At 63.5% G+C, this 22,932-nt stretch carries 24 protein-coding genes; 10 read left to right on the plus strand and 14 right to left on the minus strand.

Annotated elements, in window-relative coordinates; all coding sequences use genetic code 11:
* The first annotated feature begins 43 nt into the window (after positions 1–43).
* The gene (locus tag Q8Z05_RS05130; RefSeq protein ID WP_305942413.1) at positions 44–271 is read left to right on the plus strand and encodes a hypothetical protein; all 228 of its coding nucleotides are present in this window, start codon (positions 44–46) and stop codon (positions 269–271) included.
* 93 nt (positions 272–364) lie between these two features.
* Here the strand turns inward: Q8Z05_RS05130 and Q8Z05_RS05135 are convergent, their stop codons facing one another.
* The 4 genes from Q8Z05_RS05135 to Q8Z05_RS05150 form a co-directional block, all read right to left on the minus strand.
* Positions 365–694: a hypothetical protein gene (locus Q8Z05_RS05135; RefSeq protein WP_305942414.1), complete on the minus strand. Its 330-nt coding sequence runs from the start codon at positions 692–694 to the stop codon at positions 365–367.
* Between the two features lie 105 nt (positions 695–799).
* The gene (locus tag Q8Z05_RS05140; RefSeq protein ID WP_305943486.1) at positions 800–1,915 is read right to left on the minus strand and encodes an exonuclease domain-containing protein; all 1,116 of its coding nucleotides are present in this window, start codon (positions 1,913–1,915) and stop codon (positions 800–802) included.
* A gap of 59 nt (positions 1,916–1,974) precedes the next feature.
* A complete protein-coding gene (locus Q8Z05_RS05145; RefSeq protein ID WP_305942415.1) occupies positions 1,975–3,336 on the minus strand; it encodes a DUF4041 domain-containing protein in 1,362 nt (453 codons plus the stop codon).
* A 331-nt stretch (positions 3,337–3,667) separates the two neighbouring features.
* A complete protein-coding gene (locus Q8Z05_RS05150; protein WP_305942416.1) occupies positions 3,668–4,345 on the minus strand; it encodes an SDR family oxidoreductase in 678 nt (225 codons plus the stop codon).
* Here Q8Z05_RS05150 and Q8Z05_RS21455 point away from each other — a divergent pair.
* Complete coding sequence (locus Q8Z05_RS21455; protein WP_371745927.1) at positions 4,262–4,522, plus strand: helix-turn-helix domain-containing protein; 261 nt, start codon at positions 4,262–4,264, stop codon at positions 4,520–4,522. The genes Q8Z05_RS05150 and Q8Z05_RS21455 overlap by 84 nt on opposite strands.
* Before the next feature lie 294 nt (positions 4,523–4,816).
* On the opposite strand, the gene Q8Z05_RS05160 is transcribed toward Q8Z05_RS21455, so the two are convergent.
* The 3 genes from Q8Z05_RS05160 to Q8Z05_RS05170 form a co-directional block, all read right to left on the minus strand.
* Complete coding sequence (locus Q8Z05_RS05160) at positions 4,817–6,550, minus strand: AIPR family protein (protein WP_305942418.1); 1,734 nt, start codon at positions 6,548–6,550, stop codon at positions 4,817–4,819.
* A 200-nt stretch (positions 6,551–6,750) separates the two neighbouring features.
* Entirely contained in the window at positions 6,751–8,748 is a 1,998-nt protein-coding gene (locus tag Q8Z05_RS05165) for an ABC transporter ATP-binding protein (protein WP_305942419.1), read from the minus strand.
* The gene (locus Q8Z05_RS05170; protein WP_305942420.1) at positions 8,745–10,493 is read right to left on the minus strand and encodes an ABC transporter ATP-binding protein; all 1,749 of its coding nucleotides are present in this window, start codon (positions 10,491–10,493) and stop codon (positions 8,745–8,747) included. The genes Q8Z05_RS05165 and Q8Z05_RS05170 overlap by 4 nt, the downstream gene beginning before the upstream one ends.
* A 161-nt stretch (positions 10,494–10,654) precedes the next feature.
* Here Q8Z05_RS05170 and Q8Z05_RS05175 point away from each other — a divergent pair, with 161 nt between their 5' ends.
* The 3 genes from Q8Z05_RS05175 to katG all read left to right on the plus strand — a co-directional run bounded on the left by Q8Z05_RS05175 (position 10,655) and on the right by katG (position 14,615).
* Positions 10,655–11,710 carry an LLM class flavin-dependent oxidoreductase gene (locus Q8Z05_RS05175; RefSeq protein WP_305942421.1) on the plus strand — a complete coding sequence of 352 codons (1,056 nt, stop codon included), beginning with the start codon at positions 10,655–10,657 and terminating at the stop codon, positions 11,708–11,710.
* Positions 11,711–11,831: 121 nt separating this feature from the next.
* Positions 11,832–12,155: an antibiotic biosynthesis monooxygenase family protein gene (locus Q8Z05_RS05180; RefSeq protein ID WP_305942422.1), complete on the plus strand. Its 324-nt coding sequence runs from the start codon at positions 11,832–11,834 to the stop codon at positions 12,153–12,155.
* 165 nt (positions 12,156–12,320) lie between these two features.
* Positions 12,321–14,615 carry a catalase/peroxidase HPI gene (katG, locus tag Q8Z05_RS05185; protein ID WP_305942423.1) on the plus strand — a complete coding sequence of 765 codons (2,295 nt, stop codon included), beginning with the start codon at positions 12,321–12,323 and terminating at the stop codon, positions 14,613–14,615.
* 2 nt (positions 14,616–14,617) lie between these two features.
* Here the strand turns inward: katG and Q8Z05_RS05190 are convergent, their stop codons facing one another.
* Complete coding sequence (locus tag Q8Z05_RS05190; protein ID WP_305942424.1) at positions 14,618–15,583, minus strand: GlxA family transcriptional regulator; 966 nt, start codon at positions 15,581–15,583, stop codon at positions 14,618–14,620.
* A gap of 133 nt (positions 15,584–15,716) precedes the next feature.
* Between Q8Z05_RS05190 and Q8Z05_RS05195 the strand changes: the two genes are divergently transcribed.
* The 5 genes from Q8Z05_RS05195 to Q8Z05_RS05215 all read left to right on the plus strand — a co-directional run bounded on the left by Q8Z05_RS05195 (position 15,717) and on the right by Q8Z05_RS05215 (position 18,577).
* Positions 15,717–16,355: an isochorismatase family protein gene (locus Q8Z05_RS05195; protein ID WP_305942425.1), complete on the plus strand. Its 639-nt coding sequence runs from the start codon at positions 15,717–15,719 to the stop codon at positions 16,353–16,355.
* Positions 16,356–16,385: 30 nt separating this feature from the next.
* Positions 16,386–16,742 carry a DMT family transporter gene (locus tag Q8Z05_RS05200; RefSeq protein ID WP_305942426.1) on the plus strand — a complete coding sequence of 119 codons (357 nt, stop codon included), beginning with the start codon at positions 16,386–16,388 and terminating at the stop codon, positions 16,740–16,742.
* Positions 16,739–17,059 (plus strand): DMT family transporter, encoded by a 321-nt coding sequence (locus Q8Z05_RS05205; protein WP_305942427.1) that lies wholly within the window; start codon positions 16,739–16,741, stop codon positions 17,057–17,059. The genes Q8Z05_RS05200 and Q8Z05_RS05205 overlap by 4 nt, the downstream gene beginning before the upstream one ends.
* Positions 17,060–17,146: 87 nt before the next feature.
* Positions 17,147–17,584, plus strand: coding sequence for a hypothetical protein (locus Q8Z05_RS05210; protein ID WP_305942428.1), 438 nt, complete (start codon positions 17,147–17,149; stop codon positions 17,582–17,584).
* Positions 17,585–17,719: 135 nt separating this feature from the next.
* Complete coding sequence (locus Q8Z05_RS05215; RefSeq protein ID WP_371745928.1) at positions 17,720–18,577, plus strand: PhzF family phenazine biosynthesis protein; 858 nt, start codon at positions 17,720–17,722, stop codon at positions 18,575–18,577.
* A gap of 7 nt (positions 18,578–18,584) precedes the next feature.
* On the opposite strand, the gene Q8Z05_RS05220 is transcribed toward Q8Z05_RS05215, so the two are convergent.
* The 6 genes from Q8Z05_RS05220 to Q8Z05_RS21460 all read right to left on the minus strand — a co-directional run bounded on the left by Q8Z05_RS05220 (position 18,585) and on the right by Q8Z05_RS21460 (position 22,876).
* Positions 18,585–18,905 carry a YegP family protein gene (locus tag Q8Z05_RS05220; RefSeq protein WP_305942429.1) on the minus strand — a complete coding sequence of 107 codons (321 nt, stop codon included), beginning with the start codon at positions 18,903–18,905 and terminating at the stop codon, positions 18,585–18,587.
* A 110-nt stretch (positions 18,906–19,015) separates the two neighbouring features.
* Entirely contained in the window at positions 19,016–19,411 is a 396-nt protein-coding gene (locus Q8Z05_RS05225) for a hypothetical protein (RefSeq protein ID WP_305942430.1), read from the minus strand.
* Between the two features lie 12 nt (positions 19,412–19,423).
* Positions 19,424–19,651, minus strand: coding sequence for an ANTAR domain-containing protein (locus Q8Z05_RS05230; protein WP_305942431.1), 228 nt, complete (start codon positions 19,649–19,651; stop codon positions 19,424–19,426).
* A 327-nt stretch (positions 19,652–19,978) separates the two neighbouring features.
* Positions 19,979–21,043 (minus strand): hypothetical protein, encoded by a 1,065-nt coding sequence (locus Q8Z05_RS05235; protein ID WP_305942432.1) that lies wholly within the window; start codon positions 21,041–21,043, stop codon positions 19,979–19,981.
* A gap of 91 nt (positions 21,044–21,134) precedes the next feature.
* Complete coding sequence (locus tag Q8Z05_RS05240; protein ID WP_305942433.1) at positions 21,135–22,046, minus strand: hypothetical protein; 912 nt, start codon at positions 22,044–22,046, stop codon at positions 21,135–21,137.
* A gap of 380 nt (positions 22,047–22,426) precedes the next feature.
* On the minus strand, positions 22,427–22,876 hold the full coding sequence (locus Q8Z05_RS21460) for an HIT family protein (RefSeq protein WP_371745929.1): 450 nt from the start codon (positions 22,874–22,876) through the stop codon (positions 22,427–22,429).
* Positions 22,877–22,932: the final 56 nt, after the last annotated feature.

Raw genomic sequence — 22,932 nt, forward strand, 5'->3', positions numbered from 1 at the left:
GTGTGGACCAGTCACAGTGGTGACCTCATTGGAAGGATCGTGCGTGGTGGATGAAGCCAGGACAGAGCAGGCGGTGATGGCAGTTGTCGTTAGGTACGACGAATTCCCCGACACCACCCCAGACGAGCGCGTTGCTTTGATGAGTTGGCATCTAGACGCGGAAGCAGCAGACCGAGAAGCAGCGCGACTCAATGCCGTCCGAGCTTGGGAAGGTGTGGTCTATTTCGTGAAATTGGTGCGGGATCCAAAGGGAAGGGATTTGCCCGGTTGATGGCGCTCTTTCGGCTCCGGGATGGCGCACGTGGCAACCTCACAGTCTGGAGTACGCCACCACTGGAGTCATCCTCACACGCACGAGAAATTGTTAGTTACGGAGGCGGGGAGCGCCACAATGAACGATCCTCACAGCCCAAACCGTGCCAAGATAACGGGGTCGAATGGACAGGGATTCAATCATCGCTTCCTCAGCGGCATCAACGGCCAGCCGGACCGCGGCCGCAACCGAAGATGGACGCAAGTACGTCTCCGGCCGGTACTCCGCTCCCTCAAAGGCGGCGATGCTACGGGCCATGGCAGTGTCAACGTAGCCGAGGCGGATGGACGTGACTCGAACACCGTTGACCCGTTCCTCCTCCCGCACCCGCGTCATCACCGCGGCGGGGGTTTCGAGCGCTGACAGGCTTCCCCTACCCATTGATGAGCCGACGACGGCGGGGTTTCCCGCCGTCGTCGGCTTTTGGGTGTCCGCTCCGAAATTGCCGGGAGGCGGGGCAGCATTCGGAAGTAAGCCTGACGACAGTTACTTCAGGCCAAGAACCCGCTTTAGAACCACCAGCCACCTAGGTTCCTCAGGAAGTTTCTCCACGCCGTTCGTTGCAGAGGCAGTCCTCGATGCGGTCGTCATTGCCGCTGCCATCGGCTTGGTGCTAGGAAGGTCAGACGAATCGACAAACGCCGTGGCTCCCGTGCCCGTTAGAAGCTGCATGAACTCCCGTTCCCCCAGCACTGTGATGTGTTGACCACCAGCAATGTAGTCGAGGGCCTTGCGCTCCTTGTTGGATGCGCCCAGGTCTCCGACTGATGCCGAATGCCCAGCGTCGGACCGCCCGATGACGACGTAGCTTGTCTTTTTCGTGACGCCCTGACGGTTGGTAGCCCCATAGTCCGCGACCGCGGCCATGGCCTCAAGCCTTGAGAAACTCTGTAGATCGCCGGTGAAACAGAACGTGTGACCAAAAAAGGGATGCTGTGAGTCGGCAGAGGAATTAGGTTGCGGCAGATCAGCCAGGCGAAGGCTCCGCTCGGTCGTGTAGTTGATTTGCCCGCCGGCCGGCGTCCGCGCCTTGCTCGAATCCAGCCGCTTGGTCTTCTTGGCGCCAAGCGGGGTGGTCCACATTTCAGCAACGGACTGCAGTTGTCCCATGCGCGCAATGGCAAGCACAACGCTGGCACAGGCGATCGCGTCTGCACCGGCCTCGTGGTGTTCAAAGGGCGGAAGATTCAAATGATCAGTGACGTCGTTCAACCTGTGGCGTGGGAGGTCCAAATGCCCCTGGGCGAGTTCCAGTGCGCAATAGAACTCGTGCTGTGGCAGGTCAATTCCAGTCGCATCCGTAGCGGCTCTCATGACGCTCGCATCGAACTTGGCGTTGTACGCCACGAACCGCCCGCCATCGGCGAATCGGAAGATGCTTGCGAGTGACGTTTCCCAATCGCGGGCGGTCACAACATCCTGTGCGCGGATGCCGTGAATGCTGACATTCCGAGGCTCAAAGTGATCGATGCCGCTGGGTGGCTTGATCAACCATGACGCTCGTTCGACTATCTCTCCATTTACAACCCTGGCCAGACCTACCGCACAGACCGAACCACGCTGACTGTTTGCCGTCTCGAAGTCGATGGCTATGAAGCTCATTTCACGCACTGATTTCCCCTAATTTGATTTCAAGATTCTTTGACGCGCAGTGCCATCCCCTAGATGGCGCCGGCGAGCTGTGCCGTCTGGCGCAGGTCCCTGGATGCTGCGAACTCTTCGGCTGGCGCGTTCTCCTGATATTCGACGAGCTCCACGTGATGTTCCACTAATGCGTGCTTTACCGCTGCCGGGGTGGCGTAGAAGTATTCACGGCGTAGGTTCACCAGGTTCACGCGCTGGGCGGCAAAGTGCTGGTGAAGCATGGTTTCAATACCTACGGCGTCCTTGGAGAAGAACAGTGCGTGCACATCGAAGAGGAATGGCACAGATGCGTCACCGAGTTCCCGCACGCGGTCCATGGGGTTGAGCCGACGCGTCATGCCGATCTTGACGACCCCATCGCCAAATGCCCCGAGGTTGGAGATGACGTACACGTAGCCGGCCCGGGTATTGAGCGCGTTGTCTTCGGCGTCCGCGAGCTTCGCCTCAGCCTCGTCCAGCTGTTCCTGAACTCGTTGTACGCCTTCAAGGTCTCCGGCCGCCTGGAGCTGGATAAGCACGTTGGCGTAGTGATCCACTTCCTTCTTCTGTTTGGCCTTCAGCGCTTCCCATTCGCGCTGGGCCTTGACTGCCTCGCGGGCTTCGGCGCGAGCCTCGGCCTCTAGCTGCTTCTGGATGGCAACGGCTTCTAGGTGCCGGGCAGCGAGTTCGAGCTCCTTCTCGCGCAATCCGTGGAAGGCGCTGGTGATTTGGAGTCCGATCATGGTTCCGCGTTTGGCGATCTGCTCGCGGGCCTTCTCGAGCCGGGCCGCGGCCGTGTGCAGGTTCCCGGCCTTCACTGTTTTCACACAGTTCTCGGCTTCGGCATTGTAGGCGCGCAGCAGGAGTGCGGAAAGGTCACGGACGAACTTGGAACCTTCCCTCGTGGAACCATTGAACGTGAACCCGGAGACGGTGGTGACCGCGGTCTTCTCACGCAGCCTGTCCTTGATTCTGGCGCGAACTGCGGCCAGTTCGTCGGCGAGCTTTACCGACGTCTCGGCAGGATGCTCGTAGTCGTAGAACCCGATGTTGTGGCGGTCGGCGACCTGCCGGACGTCAAGGACTTCACCTCGGACCGCGGCCAGTTCGGCGTTGGCCGCCGCCAACTCCCGTTCAGCGGATTCAATTTGGCGTGCCAGATTGGCATCATGGCGTTCCTTGGACAAAGTGTCCAGGGCACCGAGCCTCTGCAGGTCGGCGAGCATCTGGGCATTCGCCAGGTAGACCTCATCCGCGTACTGCTTCAGGCCCTTGGCCGGCACAGGCGGGGCGCCCAAACTGGTCCGATAGGTGTTCTCGGCACTCACGCCGAACCCTTCAGCAGGGGCGCCGAAGGATTTCTTGTACTGCTTCAGTACGTCCAGCAAGACCCACAGCACGCCTCCGGCGAGGAGGAGGCTAGCGGGGAATGCTTCGGACGGAAGGAAGGCAATTAGCACCAAACAGGTGCACGCCAATGCGATGTGCCTAGCAAAGCCCGCAGGCTTCTTCTTCGATTTCTCCGGTTCCGGCGCCGGGCCGGACGACAAGTCAGACATGGTTCCCCCAATAGTCGAGCGATGATTCTCGAACCGTAACAGCACCGACCGACAGGAAGTCCTACGTGACGGAACACTGACTCCAGCCGGATCAACACAGAGGGGCCGTTCACGCGCAGCGGACGACGGCGGGAGTTCCCGCCGTCGTCCGTTTGCGTCTGGTGCCGCTCCCCTACAGTGCCGACCAGCCGCCGTCGGACGCCTGGATGGCGCCGTTGACGTTGATGCCGTCGTCGCTGAGCAGGACGGTGGTGGAGGCGGCGAGCTGCGCAGGGCTGGCTGGTGTGGGCACCTGGCCTGCATCAGCGGGCCGAGGCGTTCGGCCGCAAGCCGGGATCCCCAGTCGGCCACGACGATGTTTGTGATGGTGGGGCCGGGGGCCACGGCGTTGAAGCGCGGGCCCCTGGGCCCGTACATCACAGCAGTGTTCTTGGTCAGGCCGACGACGGTGCTTGGACGCCGTGTAAGCGGCACTACGGCGCGGGTGAAGGCGCATGGGGGCCGTGACGTTGATCCGGAAGACGCGGTCCCAGGTCTCATAGTCCACGTCGTCGATCGGCGCGAACTTGTCCATGATGCCGGCAACGTTGGCCAGGGCATCCACCCTTCCGCCGGCAGCGGTGACCACAGCGGCAACGGTGTCCTCGGTGGAGATGTCGCCGGCCACCGGGACCTGGTCCAGTCCGGGGTTCTCTTCGACCAGCGCGTCGAGGCGTTCCTCGCTGATGTCCGCGGTAATGACGCGGGCGCCTCCGCCGTGGTCGCGATGGCGCTGCGGCTGTTCGCCGAACGCGGCTACGAGCAGACCTTCATGGAGGATATCGCACGCGAGGCAGGAAATGGGGCGCAAGAGCCTGTATCACTACTTCTCCAGCAAGGCGGAGCTCATCTGGGGCGGATGGAGCCGTGGTCGAGGCTTCCGGCAAGGTTTTGGATTCCGCCCGCTTTGAGGGAGCATCCGACGGCGACGTCCTGGCGGGGCTGCCGGAGGCCGCTGTCGCCGGGGTTTCTGTCCTGCCCGACCTAGCGGTCACGCGAGGGCGGCTGCCGTTAATCGCCGAGCATCCCGAGCCGGCGAGCCTGAGCTACGAGTCCCTGGCACCGCAGCGCGAGCGGGCGCGGGCCTATCTGGGTTCCGCCGGGGTGGGTGAGGTTCTTGCCGGGTACATATGCGCCGCCTAGGCATCTGGTGGACGCTCTTGGGGTGCTGCGGGCACCCTCGTAGTAGATTGCTTTGCTCCCTGCGGTACCACAAGAACGTGCAAGGGCGACGGCAAGATATTCCCACCGTCGCCCTCCAGGTTCCCAGCCGAAGTCAGAACTATGTGAGAATCCAGGACTCACTCTGCAACAACGCTCGGGCGGCGGCCGCCTCTTCGGCCACACGCTTCGTGAAGGTCGCCAGTTTGGAGAAGTCGCGAGTCAACTCGTTCCCGTCTGATGCGTCAACGACGACTTTGGCCGCCGCAGCGAAAATTGATTCACTATGAGTCGGATTCCAAAGAAGCGTCGCAAAGGATGCTGCTGCCCTCTTCTGCGCCGCGCTATTAAACGGCTCCAACTTATTCCCTGAGACAAGGTGGCGAACAGCCTGAAGAAGATGGTACCGAACGGGCTTCAGCTCATTCTTGAGGACACCACTTCGGAAGAGCGCTTCACTCCGAAATAGCGCCACGGCCGCAGCGTAATAGCTTTCCAGTTCATGATCATCGTTGAACAGACGCTCGCCAAGGACAGAGTAGAGAGTCGAGTAGTAGCGGCTCGCCCTGTTGGGTTCATCAAGGAAAACTGACGCAAAAGACTTAACCAGTTGCGCGCGAGTTACAACCCGACTTCTCGGTGTAGTTGAGATTGCTCGATATTGCTGAGATCGCCGCTCATAGTAAAGGCGCTCCGGCTCGGAGTAAGTCGCAAAGAAGGCCTCCAACTTGCGCTGAAACTGAAGGAGCGAATAGAGGTCTTCAGTTTTTACTTGGCTTTGACTATTAGTTGCATCGGTGATCTGCGTTGCAATTGAGTCGTCTTGGGTCACAATAATACGCACCGGGATGGTTACATCTGTGAGTGATTCCCTAGCTTCAAACAGAACGTTCGAAGTTTGACAGCCATTCACAATCTGAAAATCTTCGAGGGTGAAATCATCACCCAAGACTGTCGCTGCCTTAGCCACAATTGTCACACCATTGTTGAGAACGCTAAACCGGTCACCACTTGTTTCAATGGAAGTTCTAATCTTCGCATTAACCGGATTATTGGACCCTTGAAAGTCCCGGACGTTGTCTTCGAAGATGCCTCTTCGCAAATCACCATCGACATCTCTAATGATTTGAAGAAACTGAGATCCAGGCAGTACTCCAATATACGACTGTTGCACACCTTCGATTTTTGGAAGGGTGACTTTACTGGAGAAGGTGAAATTGACCTCCGTTTTACTGTGGGCGGCCCGGTACATATCTTGGAGCTGATTCGCCCCGACCGGAGTAAAGAGCACCTTGGAGAACATGTTTGTGTCTTCCAATCGCTCCACGGAAGTAGCAATCTTCTTCTGGAGGAAAGGATCATCATTCCATCTGCCTGGCGTGACGTAATACATGTGGCATGTCGGATTCCGTTTCAGCCGCATGCCGAGACTGAGAAGCTTTGTCGTTAGCTCCTTCGCCTCCTGGAGGCTGGCGTGCACGTCGGCACTCTGGAAGAAGGACCTGACTTCATCTGCGAAGTCAGCCATGCGCGCACCTTCAAATTTCCCACTCGTCTTACTTTGAATGAAATAAAAGTCAACATCAATGCTACTTCCGCTCTTGGTCAGCTCATCCAGCTCGTCCGGTGAACTGATCAGCGCCCCATTTGTCACAATGGCAAGAGAATCGATGCCAGGCGTACTGCCGTGACCCACGGCCACGTCATCGGTAGCGAGACTCTCATGCAACTTTGGGGCAATGACAGAAAAGGCAGCAAAGTGTTCGAAGGCTTCGTGCGCCTTTAGGTGCTGCAGCTGCTCTTGCTCAATAAATGAATTCAGCAGCGATTCTGTAATTCGGTCCAAGGTCGCCAATGAGTACCTTCCGTAAGCCTATCCGAGAACATGGTTGAGGTAAATTGTTGTGGTACACCAGAAGAATACAATGCCAACCCGGCAATAGCCAATTGCGCGCACTCACGGCAATACAACGTTATCTGGTTCCAGCAATGTCCTACAAATACTCCCAGAATTTACTGACGGATGATTCTTATTGTGAAGTCTGCGAGCAAACCTCAAACCTCCGCCACCGGAGCCGCGAACTGCGCCTCGTACAGCCGCGCATAGGCCCCGCCCGCAGCCAGCAACGACGCATGCGTCCCCTGCTCCACGATCTGGCCGGCCTCCATCACCAGGATGAGGTCGGCGTCGCGGATCGTGGACAGGCGATGCGCAATCACAAAAGAAGTACGGTCGCTCCGCAAAGCACTCATTGCCTTCTGCACCAGCACCTCGGTCCGCGTATCCACTGAAGAAGTCGCCTCGTCCAGGATCAAAACGGAAGGCCGCGCCAGGAACGCCCGCGCAATCGTCAGCAGCTGCTTCTCGCCCGCTGACACGTTCCCGCCTTCGTCCTCCAGCACCGTGTCGTAGCCCTCCGGCAGTGAGTGCACGAACCGGTCCACGTACGTCGCCCGCGCCGCCTCCAGGATCTCAGCTTCAGTAGCATCCGGCCGCCCGTACGCAATGTTGTCCCGGATGGTCCCGCCGAACAGCCACGTATCCTGCAGCACCATCCCCATCCGCGAGCGCAGCTCGCGCCGGGAAACAGAGGTGACGTCCACGCCGTCGAGCGTTATCCGGCCCGCATCAATCTCGTAGAAGCGCATCATCAGGTTCACCAGCGTCGTCTTCCCGGCCCCGGTGGGGCCGACGATCGCCACCGTCTGCCCCGGCTCCGCCACCAACGAAAGGTCAGAAATCAGCGGCTTGTCCGGTGAGTAGGAGAACGAGACGTTCTCGAACACCAGCCGCCCCCGCCCGCCGGCCGGGACAGAACCGGCAGCCTCCGGCGATTCCTCGTCCTCATCCAGCAACGCGAACACCCGCTCGGCGGACGCCACCCCGGACTGCAGCAGGTTGGCCATGGACCCCAGCTGCGCCAGCGGCTGGGTGAACTGCCGCGAGTACTGGATGAACGCCTGCACATCACCCAGCTGCATCGCCCCGGACGCCACCTGCAGGCCGCCCACCACGGCGATCCCCACGTACACCAGGTTCCCGATGAACGTCATGGCCGGCATGATCAGCCCGGAAATGAATTGCGCGCCGAAGCTCGCCTCATACAGCTCCGCGTTCTTCTGCCGGAACCGCTCCCCCACCTCCTGCTGCCTGCCGAACACCTTCACCAGCGCATGCCCGGTGTACGTCTCCTCGATCTGCCCGTTCAGCTCGCCCGTATGCTTCCACTGCGCCACGAACAGCTTCTGCGAGCGCTTGGCGATCAGCGCCGTCGTCACCAGCGTCAGCGGAATGGTCACCAGCGCAATCAGCGCCAGCGTGGGCGAGAGCAGGAACATCATCAGCAGCACGCCCAGCACTGTCAGCAGCGACATCACCGCCTGGCTGATGGACTGCTGCAGGCTCTGGGAGATGTTGTCGACGTCGTTCGTCACCCGGCTGAGCAGCTCTCCGCGCTGGATCGAATCGAAATACCGCAGCGGCAGCCGGTTGATCTTCGCCTCGATCCGCTCGCGCAGCCGGAACACCGTCCGCTGCACCACGCCGTTGAGAATGTACGCCTGGATCCACATGAACGCGGACGCCAGCACATACAGCACCAGCGCCCACAGCAGCACATTTGCCAGCGCCGTGAAGTTGATCCCGGTCCCCGGCGTCAGCGCCATGGGACTGAGCATGTCCGCCTTCTGGTTCTCCCCCGCGGCCCGCAGCTGCGCGATCAGCTGCGCCTTGCTCATCCCGGCTGGCAGCTCCTTGGACACCACGCCGGCGAAGATGATGTTGGTGCCCTCGCCCAGCAGCCGCGGCCCGATCACGGACATCGCCACACCGGCCACGCTCAGCCCGATCACCAGCACCAGCCACAGCCGCTCCGGCCGCAGAGTGCCCAGCAGCCGTTTGGCGGACGGCCAGAAGTTCAGCGCCTTCTCCGCCGGGATGTTCATCCCCGCGAACGGTCCGCCGTGCCCCGGACCGCCTCGCGGCCGGGGAATGCGTTCGACGGCGGCAGTCCCGCCGGGTGCGCCGGCTGCCGGCCTGCTGGGGGTGCTCATACCGCCTCCTCCGCCGCCAGCTGCGAGGACACAATCTCGCGGTACGTCTCCGATGTCTCCAGCAGCTCATGGTGCGTGCCCTGCCCCACAATCCTGCCGTCGTCGAGCACCAGGATCTGGTCCGCGTCCGCGATGCTGGACACCCGCTGGGCGATGATCACCAGGGTGGCGCCGGAGGTGTCGTGCTTGAGCGCCTGCCGCAGCCGCGCATCGGTGGCGGTATCCAGGGACGAGAAGGAGTCGTCGAAAATGTAGAGCTCGGGCCGTTTCACCAGCGCCCGGGCGATCGCGATCCGCTGCCGCTGCCCGCCGGAAACGTTGGTGCCGCCCTGCGAAATGGGCGCATCCAGCCCGCCCTCCATCTCCCGGACGAAGTCCTGCGCCTGCGCGGTGGACAGCGCCCGCCAGAGCTCATCCTCGGTGGCATCCGGCTTGCCGTACAGCAGGTTGCTGCGCACCGTGCCGGAGAACAGGTACGGCCGCTGCGGCACCAGCCCGATGTGCCCCCACAGCTGGTCCGGCTGCAGCTCGCGGACGTCCACGCCGTCGAACTTCACCGAACCGGAGGTCGCGTCGAAAAGCCGCGGCAGCAGGTTCACCAGGGTGGTCTTGCCGGAGCCGGTGCTGCCGATGATCGCCGTTGTCTGCCCGGACCGGGCCGTGAAACTGATGCCGGACAGGACCGGCTGCTCGGCACCCGGGTAGGCGAACCCGACGTCGTGCATCTCCAGCTCGCCGCTGCCCACCCCGCCCCTGCCGGCGCCGGCGGAGACCGGATGCTCCGGCGGCCGCACGCTGGACTCCGTGGTGAGCACCTCGCCGATCCGGTCGGCTGAGACCGCGGCGCGCGGGATCATCACGGCCATGAACGTGGCCATCATGACGGACATCAGGATCTGCAGCAGATAGCTGAGGAAGGCGATCAGCGTGCCCACCTGCATGGAGCCGTCCTCGATCCGGAACGAGCCGAACCAGATCACCGCCACGCTGGAGACGTTCAGCACCAGCATCACCACGGGGAACGCAAGCGCCATCAGCCGGCCGGCCCGGAGCGCGGTGTCCGTGACGTCCTCGTTGGCCTGGGCGAACCGGGCGGTTTCGATGTCCTCGCGGACGAACGCGCGCACCACGCGGATGCCGGTGAGCTGCTCGCGGAGCACCCGGTTCACGGTGTCGATCCGCACCTGCATCTTGCGGAACAGCGGCACCATCCGGGTGATGATCAGGGCGACGGCGAGCATCAGCACCGGGACGCTGACGGCGATCAGCCAGGACAGCTGCGCATCCTGCCGGACGGCCATGATCACGCCGCCGATGGCAAGCATGGGCGCGGCCACCATCATCGTGGCGGACATCAGCACCAGCTGCTGGACCTGCTGGACGTCGTTGGTGGAGCGGGTGATCAGGCTGGGCGCCCCGAACCGGGTGACCTCCTGCTCGGAGAACTCCCCCACCCGCGTGAAAATGGCCCCGCGCAGGTCACGGCCCAGCGCCATGGCCGCCTTCGCCCCGAAGTACACGGCCACCACCGCGCAGGCGATCTGCAGCAGGGTGATCCCCAGCATGAGGCTGCCCAGGCTGAGAATGACGCCGGTGTCCCCCTTGGCCACGCCCTCGTCGATGATGTCCGCGTTCAGCGTTGGCAGGTACAGCGATGCGATGGACTGCGCCAGCTGGAAGATCACGACGGCGATGAGCAGCCGCCGCTGCGGCCGCAGGTATTCAACAAGCAGTTTCCAGAGCATGGCGGCTCCTGGTCCAAGGCTCACGGAACGTGATGCGAAGGTCAGTTTACGTCCGCAGGCTGGGAGTTCAGCGGGCTGGTGGAGGAGAAATTCGGCCGGTTCACGGAGGGCGTACTGGCATACTCTGGGAAGCAGCCGCACCCCGATGCTGAAGGAAGCCCATGCCCGAGCCCACCCGCCCCTTACGCCAGCTTGGATTCCTCACCATCGGCCTGTTTGATCCGGCGGATCCCGCGCCGGGCCACCAATCCACGTTGCAGATCATCGAACTTGGCGAGCGGCTTGGGTTCGACAGCGCCTGGCTGCGGCACCGCCATCTGCAGTTCGGAATTTCTTCCCCTGTGGCAGTCATGGCCGCCGCCAGCCAGCGCACGTCCCGGATCCACCTTGGCACCGCCGTCACCCCGCTCGGATGGGAAAACCCGCTGCGCCTGGCCGAGGACCTGGCCACTGTGGATCTGCTCGCCGGGGGACGCATCCATCCCGGGCTGAGCGTGGGGGAACCCATGCACTACGACACAGTGAAACACGAGTTGTACCCGGATTCGGCCGAGCTGGAGGACTTCAGCTACGCCCGGGTGGAGCGGTTCGCCCGGCTGGTCGCCGGGGAAAAGGTGCGCGACTTTTCCGGCAGGCAAGGGGTGACCGAGGAATTCTCCAACCGCGTCGAGCCGCACTCGCCCGGGCTGCGGGACCGCCTTTGGTACGGGGCGGGAAGCAAAAAGTCGGCCGTTTGGGCCGGAGCAAACGGCTTCAATCTGCTCTCCAGCAGTGTGGTCTTCCCCGAACCTGACCAGGAACCGGACTTTGCCCGCATTCAGCAATCTCAGATCCGCGCCTACCGTGAGGCCGCTGCGTCAGCACAAGCGAAGGGGCCGGCCAGGGTGTCGCAGGGCTTGGTGGTGATCCCCACCGATTCGGCATCGCCTGGCCAGCGGGAGAAGTACCAACGCTACGTGGATGAACGCACTCCCCGCACCCGGGCGCCGCAGGGGCCGAAAGGCATGTTGTTCGCGCCGGACCTCATCGGCACCAGCGAGGAAATTTCCGAGCAGCTCTACGCCCACGCAGGATTCCAGGAGGTCGACGAGGTGGCATTTGCACTGCCCTTCAGCTTTGACCACGAGGACTACGTCCAGATCCTCACGGACATCGCAGGCAAACTGGGTCCCGCCCTGGGATGGACTCCGGCTGGGGCTGGGGTGGCCGCCAAGTAGGCGCGACGTAGAAGATCGATTCGCTGACGCTACGCGAAAGTCAGTTCTGCATCCAGGCTGCCCGGCAGCGGGTGGAGGCTGACTGGAATTCTTCGGACCGGAAGTTTGCAAGACTTGCGGGATGATCACTGAACACGCCCTGCTGCCTGTGATTCCTGGCCAGGAAGAAGCATTCGAAACGGCGTTCGCCCGCGCCCGCCCCATCATCGCCTCCATGCCTGGGTTCCTCACGTTGTCTCTCTCGCGGTCCATCGAGTCCCCCAACACGTACCTTCTGCTCGTGGAGTGGGACTCGCTGAAGGACCACACTGTTGGTTTCCGGGAATCCCCTGAGTACCAGGAGTGGCGCGCCCTCCTGCACCGGTTCTATGAGCCGTTTCCCGTCGTCGAGCACTACAACCTGGTCGCCTCGGTCCCTCGTCAGGGCTACTCCCCCGACATGTGACAGTGCAGAGCGGCTGCTTCGGTTCCCGCCACCAGGGCAGGCCGGATTGTGGTGCAGGAGAAGACTCCTATCCCCCTCCTCTCATGGCCGTCCCCGTGATCAAATGGGAAGGTTGAACCGGCCGCCCGAGTCCGACCACGGCCTCGGCCATATGGAAGGAAGCACATGACCGATCACCAGGACCATCCCCCGGTCCCCACTCCCGGAAGTGCCCAAGGCCTGGACCGCAAGGTTGAGGGTGGATGCCCTGTGGACCACGGCAGCGTGACCTCGCACGGCAGCGAGAGCGAAAACCCGGCCATCGACTCGCCCCAGCCCAAGGGGCACCGGCCGCGGACCGTCGCTGACTGGTGGCCGAACCAGCTGGACCTCTCCGTGCTCCACGCCCACAACCAGGCGGGCAACCCGCTTGGCCCCGCGTTCAGCTACCGCGAGGAGTTCCAGAAGCTCGACGTCGAGGCCCTCAAGCAGGACATCACACAGGTCCTGACCACCTCCCAGGACTGGTGGCCCGCGGACTTCGGCCATTACGGCGGCCTGATGATCCGGTTGAGCTGGCATGCGGCCGGCACCTACCGCGTCCACGACGGCCGCGGCGGCGCCGGGGACGGCAGCCAGCGGTTCGCCCCGCTGAACAGCTGGCCGGACAACGCCAACCTGGACAAGGCCCGGCGGCTGCTGTGGCCGGTCAAGCAGAAGTACGGCCAAAAGCTTTCCTGGGCCGACCTGCTGGTCCTCGCCGGAAACGTCGCGCTCGAATCCATGGGCTTCAAGACTTTTGGCTTCGCCTTCGGCCGCGAGGACGTGTGGGAGCCCGAGGAGATTTTCTGGGGGCCGGAGGACACCTGGCTCGGCGATGAGCGCTACATCGGCGAAGGACACATGGCGGAGGAGGTCGGCTCCACGGAAATGGGCCTGATCTACGTCAACCCCGAGGGGCCGATGGGCAACCCGGATCCCAAACTCGCGGCAGCGTTCATCCGCGAGACCTTCAAGCGCATGGCCATGAACGACGAAGAAACGTTCGCGCTGATCGCCGGCGGCCACACGTTCGGCAAGACCCACGGCGCCGGCGACGCCGATGCGCACGTCGGCCCCGAGCCGGAGGGCGCAAACCTGGAGGAGCAGGGCCTCGGTTGGATCAGCACGTACGGCAGCGGCAAGGGCGGCGACACGATCACCTCCGGCCTTGAGGTCACGTGGACGGACCTGCCCACCCAGTGGAGCAACCGCTTCCTGGAGATCCTGTTCGAATACGAGTGGGAGCTGGTCAAGAGCCCCGCGGGCGCGCACCAGTGGGTTGCTAAGGATGCCCCGGAAATCATCCCGGACGCACACGACTCGGAGAAAAAGCACCGCCCCACCATGCTGACAACAGACCTGTCACTGCGCTTCGACCCGATCTACGGCGAAATAGGGCGGCGCTTCCTGGAGAACCCGGACGAGTTCCAGCTCGCCTTCGCGAAGGCCTGGTACAAGCTGCTGCACCGCGACATGGGTCCCGTCGGTCCGCATATGCTCGGACCGTGGGTCCCGGAGGCCCAGCTCTGGCAGGACCCTGTCCCGGCGGTAGACCACGAGCTGATCGACGAGCAGGACATCGCCTCGCTCAAGGCGCAGCTGCTGGACTCGGGCCTGTCAGTCTCGCAGCTTGCCGGCACGGCGTGGGCGGCTGCGTCCACCTTCCGCAAGACCGACAAGCGCGGCGGCGCCAACGGTGCGCGCATCCGGCTGGAGCCCCAGCGCAGCTGGGAGATCAACGAAACCGAGCAGCTTTCGACGGCGGTGCAGGCGCTCGAGGCGGTGCAGCAGCAGTTCAACTCAGCCCAGGCCAACGGAAAGAAGGTCTCGTTGGCAGACCTGATCGTCCTCGGCGGCTGCGCGGCAGTGGAGAAGGCCGCGCAGGATGCCGGTTTCGCCGTCACCGTGCCGTTCCGTCCGGGACGGTCCGACGCCGCCCAAGACCAGACCGACGTCGAATCCTTCCAGTACCTGAAGCCGCGGGCAGACGGGTTCCGCAACTATGTACGAGCCGGCGAGAAGCTCCAGCCGGAGACCCTCCTGCTGGACAAGGCGTACCTGCTGGACCTCTCCGGGCCGGAGATGACAGTGCTCGTCGGCGGCATGCGTGCCCTCGGCACCAACATCGGCGGCTCCAAGCACGGCGTCCTCACCGACCGGCCGCAGGTCTTGACGAACGACTTCTTCGTTAACCTGCTCTCCCCGGGCACCAAGTGGAAGGCGTCGGAGGGCGAGGAGAACGTCTACGAGATCACCGATGTCACCACCGGCGAGCTGATGTGGACCGCCACGCCCGTGGACCTGGTCTTCGGCTCCAACTCCCAGCTCCGGGCACTGGCCGAGGTCTACGCGAGCGATGACGGCCGGGAGAAGTTCGTCAACGACTTCGTGGCCGCCTGGGTGAAGGTCATGGAGCTGGACCGCTTCGACCTGTCCTGAGCTTAAAGCGGCGACGGTGCCCCGCTGCGGGCATCAAAACGGCGCCGGTATTCCGTTGGTGTCGTGGAAAAGGCGGCCGCGAAGTTCTGGCGGAGGGTGACGGCGTTGCCGAATCCGCAGTCGGCCGAGATCTGGTCTATCGACAGGTCTGTGGTCTCGAGCAGGCGCCGTGCTGCGTCGAGCCGGCGGGCACGAATCCACGCTGCCGGTGTTGTGCCAGTTGCTGCCCGGAAGGCCCGGACGAAAGTGCGGCGGCTCAGGTGTGCCCGTGCGGCGAGATAGTCAATAGTGAGGGGTTGGGCCAGGTGCCCCAGGGCCCACTCGAGCAACCTTGAGATCGGGTCATCGGTGGAGCGCGGTGGGATGGGGTGCTCAATGTATTGCGCCTGTCCGCCCTCACGGTGCGGGGCAATGACGAGGCTGCGTGCCACGTGGTTCGCTGCTTCTGCTCCCAGCCGGGCACGCACCAGGTGTAGGCAGGCGTCCAGCGCGGAGGCGGTGCCGGCCGAGGTCAGGACGTCCCCGTGATCGATATAGAGAACGGACTGGTCAAGGGTGACGTCGGGGTGCCGCGCAGCCAAAGAATCGAACGCCTGCCAGTGCGTGACGGCCCGGCGTCCGGACAGCAATCCTGCGTCCGCTACCGGAATGGCACCAAGGCACAGCCCCAGGATGGCCACACCTCTCCCGTGCGCTCCCTGCAGCACCCGCCGCAACGAATCGCTGGGGACTCGCCCGTCGTCGAACCATGAGGGCACCACCACAACGTCTGCCTCTTCGGCGGCTTCGGGTCCTTTCACCTCCCCCAGCCGATACCCCTCAGCGGTTGTTATCCCGCCTGCCTGGTCAGAAAAAAGAACTGTCTCCCACCCGGCAATGCCCTGGCGGGCCACCTCGTCAAAAACCATCTGCGGGACAGCAAGGTGAAACATGGTTGCCCCGTCGAAGGCGTACACCGCGATCCTCATGCTGCACCTCTTCCTGATTGGCCCGATTCCATCGTATATGTGCCTTCGTGCCACTGTTGGCATTCGTCGGCAGCAGGAAGACTGAAACGGTTGCCAGAAGGCAGCCCAGAAACCCCCAGGGAGAACCAAGAACATGACCAGCCCCCGCCGCGCCCTTATCCTCATCGACGTGCAGCAGCAGTACTTCGGCGGCCCGCTCGAGATCCGGTACCCGCCGCACCAGGAGTCGCTGCCCATGATTTCGAAGGCAGTCGACGCCGCCACCGCAGCGGGCATTCCGATCGTCGCGATCCAGCACTCCGCTGGCGAAGGTGCACCCGTGTTTGCGCCCGGCACGCCCGAATTCGAGCTGCACCCCGAGATTGAACGCCGCAAGACCGGCAGCTGGCATTCCATCGTCAAGGACTACGGGTCCGTGTACGCCGGTACGGACGTCGCCGCCTGGCTGCGCCAGCACGACGTCGACACGGTCACCCTGGTGGGCTACATGACCAACAACTGCGTGCTCGCCTCAGCTGTGGAAGCAGAGTTCCTTGGCTTCACCACCGAAGTCCTCTCAGACGCCACCGGCGCCATTAACCTCGCCAACGACGCAGGCTTCGCTGACGCAAAGACGGTCCACACGACGCTCCTGACGTTGCTGAACTCGAACTGGGCAGCAGTAGCGGATACTGACACGTGGACCAGGGCGCTGGACAGCCGGCAGGCTCTGACAAGGAGTGATCTCGGCAGCTCCGCGGTGGCCGGTTCCAGGCTGCTCCCCCAGGCATAACCAGCCCAACAACTCTCAAGGACTTATTGAATGAAGTGGATTCTTCTGGCCGGTGCGATCCTCAGTGAGGTGAGTGCGTCCCTTGCCCTGAAGGCTGCCCTGGACCATCCTGCCTTCTTCATTGTTGTTGTCCTCGGCTACACCGCTTCTTTCGGTTTCCTCGCAGGGGTCCTCCGCCAAGGCCTTGGCCTGGGGGTCGCCTACGGCATCTGGGCTGCGGTGGGCGTAACCCTCACGGTGCTGCTGGCGGCCCTCATCTTCGGCGAAGCACTGACCCCTGTCATGCTGGTCGGGGTAGCCATGGTCATCGGCGGGGTCCTCTGCGTTGAACTGGGGTCGCACAAAACGCCGGCCGGAGAGCCGGCAAAGGAAATGGCCAGCTCATGATGTGGCTTCTGCTGGCAGGGGCCATCCTCACCGAGGTGACCGCCACCTTGTTCCTGCGTGTCGCGTCCACCGGCAAGCGCCGCTGGTACCTACCGGTCGGCGTCGGGTATTTCCTGGCGTTTGCCCTCCTCACCCTGACCCTGGACCAGGGAATGAGCCTCGGGGTTGCGTACGGCACCTGGGCCGCTGCCGGCGTCGCCCTGACCGCACTGGGAAGCCGCGTCTTCTTCAAGGAGACAATCACCCCAGTCATGATGCTGGGGCTCGGCCTCATCATCGGCGGCGTCCTGCTCATCGAGCTTGGTGCCGTCCACTAGGCAGGAAGTGCAGCGGGGGTTCCAGCTAGGCTGAAGTTTGGGTGCACCTTTGTGCCCGCGAAATACACGGTGTAGTGGGGGAATTCCATGGGGGAACAGCGTTTCATTTTTGGCGGAGCGGCCACGGTTCCGTCGGCAGTGAGAGCGTCGACGGCGTTCTGGATCGCCAGCACTTTTACTTCCTGGGCGGTGCCCGGGATCCTCACCCTGGTTCGGATCGGCACGCACCGGGCCGAATGGGGCTGGCTCGAACTGCTGGGGGTAGCGTTCGGGGCTCCTTTCGCCGCGCTTCAGGTCTGGGCGGCATTTCGGCTGCTCAGGGGCGCCCACTGGGCCAGGATCGTTCTGACTCTCGTCGCGGTGTTTTACGTTTCAAGCGCTGTCAACAACCACTGGTCCGTGCTTCCCATGGTGAGCCTCATCCTCGCCGTGGCCGGAAGCGTGCTGATGTGGCAGCCCGCAATCAACGCGTTCTTCCAACCACAGAAGGAGTTGCCGGCTTCCGACCAGCAAGCCAGAAGATAAGGCAAGGGCTCGTGCCGGACGGCTGCTCATCCCGAAGTGGTCCTGGCACGGGCTGGAATAGCGAGGGCTGAACAAGGCCACTTTCCGGAATTGGCTATGGTTCCGGGGCGCGCTGGCCACCTACGGTTGGTTGCTATGACCAGCATGCCCACCACAGCGAACGAATATCCCTTCTCACAGGTCGACGTCTTTGCCCCCGGCCCCAAGGCAGGCAACCCGGTCGCCGTCGTGCACGACGCCCGCGGCCTGTCCACGGAACAGATGCAAAGCTTCGCGAACTGGACCAACCTCTCCGAGACCACGTTCCTCCTGGAGCCGTCGCACCCGGAAGCGGACTACAAGCTGCGTATTTTCACGCCGGCGGCCGAACTGCCGTTCGCCGGGCACCCCACCCTTGGCTCGGCGCACGCGTGGCTGGAAAAAGGCGGGCAGCCCCGCCGTGACGGGGAGCTGGTGCAGGAATGCGAGGCAGGGCTGGTCAAGATCCGCCGCTCGGGCACTGATCTCGCATTCGCGGCACCGCCGCTGGTCCGTTCCGGTCCGGTTGAACCGGAAGTACTGGAACAGGCCCTCGCCAGCCTGGGCCTAGACGCCGGCCAGGTCCTCGGCAGCAACTGGGTGGACAACGGCCCGGGCTGGCTGGGAATCCGGCTGGACTCCGCCGAAGCAGTTCTGCAGTTGCAGCCCGACTTCGGACTGATGGATGAGCTCTGCATCGGCGTCATCGGACGCTACCCGGCGGGCGGACCCGCGGACTTTGAAGTGCGGGCGTTCGTTCCCGGTTTGAGCGTTCCCGAGGACCCGGTAACCGGCAGCCTCAACGCCGGGCTGGCGCAATGGCTCCTGCGCGAAGGCGTGGTGGACGGGAACTACACCGTCCAGCAAGGCACTGTACTGGGACGCGGCGGCCTCCTGACCGTCACCGTCGAGGATGACGCCATCTGGATCGGCGGGGTGAGCCGGTCCGTGGTGAGCGGCAGCGTATCCCTGTAGATGCGCTTTAGTGGACGGAGCTGCCGATCTGCGCGTGTTCCAGGTCGAGATGCGGGTGGGCTGCCCGCGCGCGGACCCGCTGAGTGCCGGTGTGGACCGGCACGGGCTGCGATGGCCTGATCCGGTGGGAGGGTTCGCCCCGGCGGCTCTCGGTCAGGTCGCGGATCAGGCCGGTCCCGGCGATCTCACCTACGCGATAGATTCCTGCCGCGGCCGCCCGTTTGCTGGGGAACTTTACCGACATCGCCACGAGTTCCCCCGACTTGCCGATCAGCTGGAACCTGTACCCGCCGTCGGGTGCGCTTATCAATTCGAAGTGTCCGGACATCGTTGTCAGCCTCCACTCTCTAGGTCATGCGTTAACGGGTTTCCAGCCTAGTTGCGGGGCGGCGCGCACCATCAGAGCAATAAGGCCCCTCCATATCGCGGTCAGGGCTGCTAGTCGTCGCCGGTCGGATCAGTCGGCTCGTCAGAGCCGGGCATGCCGCGAGCGCCGTGATCGCCGTCGTCGTCCTGCCCTGATTTCTGGGCTGGTTCCTGGGCCGACTGTTGCGCCGATTCCCAGGCGGAGCCGGCCAGATACGGGTCATCGGAGTACGGCGCATACAGGCGGGGAACGGCCTCGATGAGTTCGTTGGCGGCCATGGCGAGAAGGTCCCGCTGGATCGGCGGAAGGGACAGCAACCCCTGCAGATACGCTTCGACTTCGTATTCGCCCACACCGCCGCCGATGCTGAAGTAGTTCAGCCAGAGTTCCCCCGCCGTGAGGTCCGCGGCCTTCAGCGCTGCCCGGAGCTGCCGGCGTTGCTCGGGTTCGTTGAGATCGAAGCCCATGATGGCGAACCCTTAATCCCTGCCGCCCGGCATGGCTGCAATGATTTCCACGCTGGCCTCGGCAAGGGTCATCCGGCCCCGCTTGGCCAGGCGAATCAGTTCCTCCAAGGCCCGCTCGTATCCGAAGCCCTGCCGCTGCACCAGGATGCCGCAGGCACGGTTCACCATGTCTCTCAGGAGCAGGCGGCGGATCCTGCCGATTGCGCCCGAGAGCTCATCCAGTGGAAGTTTTTCAGCCATGGAACGTCCTGGAGCCAGTCCCCGGACAATCCGAGTCGGCGGGCCGTCCGGAGAAATCGTGTGCGGGTGAAATATCGTGCCCGCATTCAGCTTAGACCCGGCGGCGTCCGCGGCGCAGGGTTCGGCAGCTAGCTGCGGGTGATGGGAAGCTTCTTCCCCTTGGACTCGCTCAGCTCCCGCTCCGGAACGGCTGTGCAGACTTCGAGGACGCCGTCCTTGAAAGTGGCCTTGATGTCTTCCTCCTAAAGATAGGAGCCGGGATGCTGTCATAGGACAGCACCCCGGCTCTTTAGTCAGCCGCGCTCATGGCGAGACAGACTTGTCTACCTAGAGGAGGCTGTTGCCGCCATCGTTCACAACAGAACCCTCAGACACGGTGTTGGCCGCGGCATCGAGGTTCGCATCAGCGTTCAGGTTCAGACCGGCGTTCAGGTCCGACACAATGCTGCCCTCGGTGGAGCCTTCGTTCCAGGTGCCATGGCCGTCGTTCACAACCGAACCCTCAGACACGGTGTTGGCCGCAGCATCAAGGTTCGCATCAGCGTTCAGGTTCAGACCGGCGTTCAGGTCCGACACAACACTGCCCTCAGTGGAGCCTTCGTTCCACGTGCTGTGGCCATCGTTCACAACCGAACCCTCAGAGACGGTCTTGGCCGCAGCATCCAGGCTGGCGTCAGCATCCAGGTTCAGACCGGCGTTCAGGTCGGAGACGATGCTGCCCTCAGTGGAGCCTTCGCTCCAGGTGCTGTGGCCGTCGTTAACAACCGAACCCTCAGACACCGCGGTGGCCGCGGCATCCAGGTTGGCGTCAGCATCCAGGTTCAGACCGGCGTTCAGGTCCGACACAACGCTGCCCTCAGCGGAGCCTTCGCTCCACGTGCTGTGGCCGTCGTTCACGACAGAGCCCTCGGACACAGCCGAAGCTGCAGCATCCAGGCTGGCGTCGGCATCCAGGTTCAGACCGGCGTTCAGGTCCGACACAACACTGCCCTCAGTGGAGCCCTGGTTCCAGGTGGAGGTGCCGCCGTCGTTCACAACAGAGTCATTCACCACCGAACCCTCGGTCACGGTGTAGGTGGCCGTGTGGAGGTTGGCGTCGGCGTCCAGATTGAGGCCAAGGCCCGCACTCAGGTCCGAAACCACACTACCGTCAGTGGTGCCGTGCCCGGCGGCGGAGGACCCGCCGTCGTTCACTACCGAACCTTCAGACACCGCAGAAGCGGCGGCATCCAGGCTGGCGCCCAGGTTCAGGGCGATGCTGGTTCCCGAGCCGAGGCCAAGGTCGGATGTCGTGGTGGTGGAATCAGAGGCGGAGGCTGCGCCGGCGCCGAGGATGAGTACTCCGCCGGCGAACACGGCGCTGCACAGGGTGGTGCGTACGAAAGATTTCATGACAATTGGTTCCTTACTAGTGAAATGAGAGCCAGGCACGGGAGGTGCGTGGCGAAGTGCCGTCCGCGCAGAGGGCGCGGTGCCGGCCTCACTAGTCGGGGGAAAAGCCGTGGTCCAGGCTGACCGAACCGGGCAGCTCGTCGGAGGAATCGCGGACATCCTTGAGCGAGATCTGCGTCAAGGAAAACTGGAAGGCAGTGACGTCGGCTGCAGCGGCGGACCCGCCGTCGCCGCCCGTCCTCAGCATCGAGCCGGAACCCGCCGGGGCCGTTGCCGGCGCAGCGGGAGCTGGCGTTGCGGGACGCTCGGGAGCGGGAGTCCGCGCCGTCATGACGACGGTGCTGCCGCCGTCGGACATTGCCGTCTGGGCAGGCGCGACGTCCTGCACGGGGGTCGCCAGGGAAATCCGGGCCAGGCCCTCAGCAGCCGGGGCAGCGGCAGAACCGGCGACGTCCGCGGGTGCAGGCTTCGGCTGGGTGGACCCCGCGGTGGGCAGTTGTGCAGGATCGCCGACGACGTCGGGGACGGCGGCGGCAACATCACCGGCGGCAGACCCGACCGGGGCCAGCACAGGTGCAGTGACCTCAGCCGCCAGGCCGGTGACCGGCGCCGTGATGGCGGCGACCGTTTGCGTGACAGGGGCGACGACGTCGGACGCGAGCGCCGTAACCGGAGCAGTCGCTTGGGTGACCTGTTCGACGACGGCGGTGACCGGCGCCGCGACGGGCGCCACGGCGTCGTCAACGGGAGCCAAAACGGGTTCGGCGACGGCCTGGACCTGGGGCGCCAGCGGGGCTGCCACCGTGGCGACAGGTTCAGTCACCGCAGCCAGCGGGCCCTGATCAACTGTGGCGGCATCAGACGTGACTGTGTCCGTGACAGGCGGCAGCAGGGACGAAGCCTGCGCCGAGACGGCCCCGAAAATGACCCAGGCAGCCGCAAGCAGCGCACCCAAAATGAGGCTGCGCAGGGCGGAGGGAAGCCAGGACGCACTGGCGCGCATTTGCTTCACCTCCCGATCGGGGCCGGACATCATCGATTACCGCAGGACTTACAAGCCATTCGTGGCCGGCCGGGGAGGTGGATGGGTGCAGGTTCACAAAAGTTTGAATTGTGGTGGTTACTGCTTTCTCCTGAGCGTCGCAACATCTGACCGGAAGGGGTGTTTTGCGGGACGTTCGCGACGCGGTACGCGGAAGGTTGGGCCGTCGGGGCTTACGGACAAGCGCGAGCGATATGTTCAGCTGTTGCTAGAGGAACATTCGAACTCGGCCCCCCTGCACAATCCTCGAGATTCACCGGAATACAGGTGAACCGGCGGTTAAAAGATGGAAGAGATTAACGGTCGTCCCCGCGCCGTTCTCGAATGGGCCAGCGTTCGTCTCAGCCGCGCGGGCCGCTTAGTTCACCAGCATCAAACCCGCGGATAGCGTCGGCGAGTAAAAGCGCAGGGCTCTCTGAAATCTTCTTCAGGGAGCGCTGACTCGGCCATGTTGTCAACCCGTCAGCTTCCCATCGAGGAACGACATGGAAGTGAAGATGGGATACGGATTGCTCGGATCCTGGACCACTGGCGCTGAGTATATTCACGCCTGGGGCGCCCAAGGCGTGGCGCATGGCCAGACTGACTTTCTGGATAAGCGCCATTGTGGCGATTAGCGAAGAAAAACCCGCTTCGTGGACTCCCGATGCATGCGCCGTGGGGATCACCAGAGTGTGTCCGGGGGCTAATGAGCTCGTTGGCAGGGGTAGGAACGCAGCGGCATGCTCCTCTCTCGCGACCCAATCAGCAGATGTGGCCCCTAGCAGCAAGGAACAAAATACACAGCTCATGCAACCATCCTGCCCTGTGGAATGCTGCCACCGCTGCACTTTAGGAACCCCGAAAG

Source organism: Arthrobacter oryzae, assembly GCF_030718995.1.
Classification (GTDB): Bacteria; Actinomycetota; Actinomycetes; order Actinomycetales; family Micrococcaceae; genus Arthrobacter; species Arthrobacter oryzae_C.